We start from the raw sequence: 2,182 nt of genomic DNA on the forward strand, positions 1-2,182 counted from the left end.
CGCGACGTGACGATCGAGCCCAACGTGGTGTTCGGGCCGGGCGCGGTGGTGCAGGACCATGCGGTGATCCATGCGTTCTGCCACATCGAAGGTGCCACGATCGGCGCCAAATCGTCGGTCGGCCCGTTCGCGCGGCTGCGGTCCGGCACGGTGCTGGAAGCCGGTGTCAAGGTCGGCAACTTCGTCGAAATCAAGGCGACGCGGATGAAGCAGGGCGCAAAAGCCAGCCACCTCACGTACCTGGGCGACGCCGAAGTCGGCGCCGAAGCCAACATCGGCGCGGGCACGATCACCTGCAATTATGATGGCTATTTCAAGCACCGGACCGTGATCGGTGATCGCGCGTTCATCGGCTCGAACTCGGCGCTGGTCGCCCCGGTGCGGATCGGCGCGGACGCAATCGTGGCGGCGGGCAGCGCGGTCAGCCGCGACGTGGCCGCGGGCGAATTGCGGCTGGTGCGCGCCGAACAACTGGTCAAGCCAGGCTGGGCCGATCGGTTCCATGATGCGATGAAGAAGAAGAAGGCGGAGGGGAAGAAGGGGTGAGCGTGGTGTTGCAAGCGCAACCCGACCCTGATGCGGAAGATTTTTGGGCTTTGCGTCCTTCGCTTCGTGAACCTATCCCGGCAATATTTGAATCCGCAACACTGCTCAGTCAAGCAGCCGACGCCTTTCTGATTGGTGACTTAGAAACGGCTGGCGAAAGGATTCGTGCTGCGAACATGGCTGAAATCCGTGAGTGGATTGAGTCTCTCTGGGGCGGCGCCAAGCAAAACCCTGACCAGCCACTTTACAATCGGAAGCGGGCAATCACGCCCGAGCTGCCGAAGCTCGACCTGACTTTGCGTCATCCGGTACGGATGCCGAACGCCGCAGAGAAATCCATCATTTTGGAGCGGGATGGATGGACCTGTCGCTATTGCGGAATCCCACTGATTGAATCGAAGGCTCGCAACATCTTACGCTTGGCGATGCCGGATGCGCTGGTTTGGGGCAATTCCAATCGCGAAAAGCATGCCGCATTCCAATGTATGACGCCAGAATACGATCACGTCGTCCCTCATTGTTACGGTGGGGCCAGTTCGATCGAAAACACAGTGATCTGCTGCGGTCCGTGCAATTGCGGCAAGTTCGACCGTTTGCTTGAGCACCAGGGACTGCTTGATCCTCGCCTGAGATGCGCTTCAAGAACGGCATGGGATGGCCTAACTCGCCTTCCCTCGCCTTGACATGATATCGTGATATGATATCAAGATATCCATGGCCCGCATTCTCGCCGATTTGCCCGATGATGACATCAAATGGCTCGAAGCCCGCGCGGCCGAGCAGGGCAAGTCGCGGGCGTCGGTGCTGCGCGAGGCGGTGCAGGCTTATCGCGCCGAGGGCGGTGATGACTGGCTGGAGGCGGGTTTTGGACTTTGGGCCCGGCATGGCATCGCATTCGATCCGCACGAGTATGATCGCAAGCGCCGGGCTGAATGGACGCGGCCTTGGGATGACGATTATGAGGAAGTCCGCGCGGAATCGCCCGATTGCTTCGATGAATACGACGATCGCGAGCGAGCGCACTACCTCGCGCTTCAGGCAAAGGCGGCCGAAAGGCACAAGCAGAACGCCGCATGAGCGGCTACAGCTTCGATGCCAACATTCTCATCGATGCGCTTTGGGACCATCCACCGGCCCACGAGGAAATTCGTCGCGCGGCCGCGCGCGGTGCACGGATGTGGATCAGCCGGATGGCATGGGTCGAAGTCCTGTCCAAAGGCGATGACTCGGTGATACGCGAAGCCCTACGATTTCTCGGCCGTTTTAGCATGGACGAAATCGACGAGGAAACCGCTCTTCGCGCGGCCTCGCTTCGCCGCGAGCGGCCTCGAATCAAGTCGCCCGACGCGATCATCCTCGCCTCGGCGCAAGTCCGCGGTCGGGTGCTGATCACGCGCAACACCAGAGACTTTCCGGCGGAAATGCCAGGCATTCGCGTACCTTACAGGCTTGAACGGGACTTTCTCTAATGTGTGGCATCATTGGCATTGTCGGCAATGCAGACGTGGCGCAACGGCTCGTCGACGGCCTCAGGCGAATGGAATACCGCGGCTATGACAGTGCGGGCATCTGCACGATCTTCGAAAACGAACTGATCCGCCGCCGCGCTCCGGGCAAATTGTTCAACCTCGTCACC

4 protein-coding genes are annotated in these 2,182 nt (G+C 60.4%); all 4 read left to right on the forward strand.

The features are described 5' to 3' along the window. On the forward strand, positions 1–546 hold a 546-nt coding region (locus Q0R16_RS19430; protein WP_295640303.1), incomplete at its 5' end, for a DapH/DapD/GlmU-related protein. Then, positions 543–1,229: an HNH endonuclease signature motif containing protein gene (locus Q0R16_RS19435; protein ID WP_295640306.1), complete on the forward strand. Its 687-nt coding sequence runs from the start codon at positions 543–545 to the stop codon at positions 1,227–1,229. The genes Q0R16_RS19430 and Q0R16_RS19435, both read left to right, overlap by 4 nt. Before the next feature lie 31 nt (positions 1,230–1,260). After that, complete coding sequence (locus Q0R16_RS19440; RefSeq protein ID WP_295640309.1) at positions 1,261–1,623, forward strand: ribbon-helix-helix protein, CopG family; 363 nt, start codon at positions 1,261–1,263, stop codon at positions 1,621–1,623. Further along, positions 1,620–2,015: a PIN domain-containing protein gene (locus Q0R16_RS19445; protein WP_295640311.1), complete on the forward strand. Its 396-nt coding sequence runs from the start codon at positions 1,620–1,622 to the stop codon at positions 2,013–2,015. The genes Q0R16_RS19440 and Q0R16_RS19445 overlap by 4 nt, the downstream gene beginning before the upstream one ends. The last annotated feature ends 167 nt before the right edge of the window (positions 2,016–2,182 follow it).

It is taken from the genome of Novosphingobium sp. (assembly GCF_025351285.1).
Taxonomy (GTDB): domain Bacteria; phylum Pseudomonadota; class Alphaproteobacteria; order Sphingomonadales; family Sphingomonadaceae; genus Novosphingobium.

Bases quoted from the DNA above. Each gene is read 5' to 3' on its own strand.
- Q0R16_RS19440 (WP_295640309.1), top strand. From the start codon at position 1,261: ATGGCCCGCATTCTCGCCGATTTGCCCGATGATGACATCAAATGGCTC.
- Q0R16_RS19445 (WP_295640311.1), top strand. From the start codon at position 1,620: ATGAGCGGCTACAGCTTCGATGCCAACATTCTCATCGATGCGCTTTGG.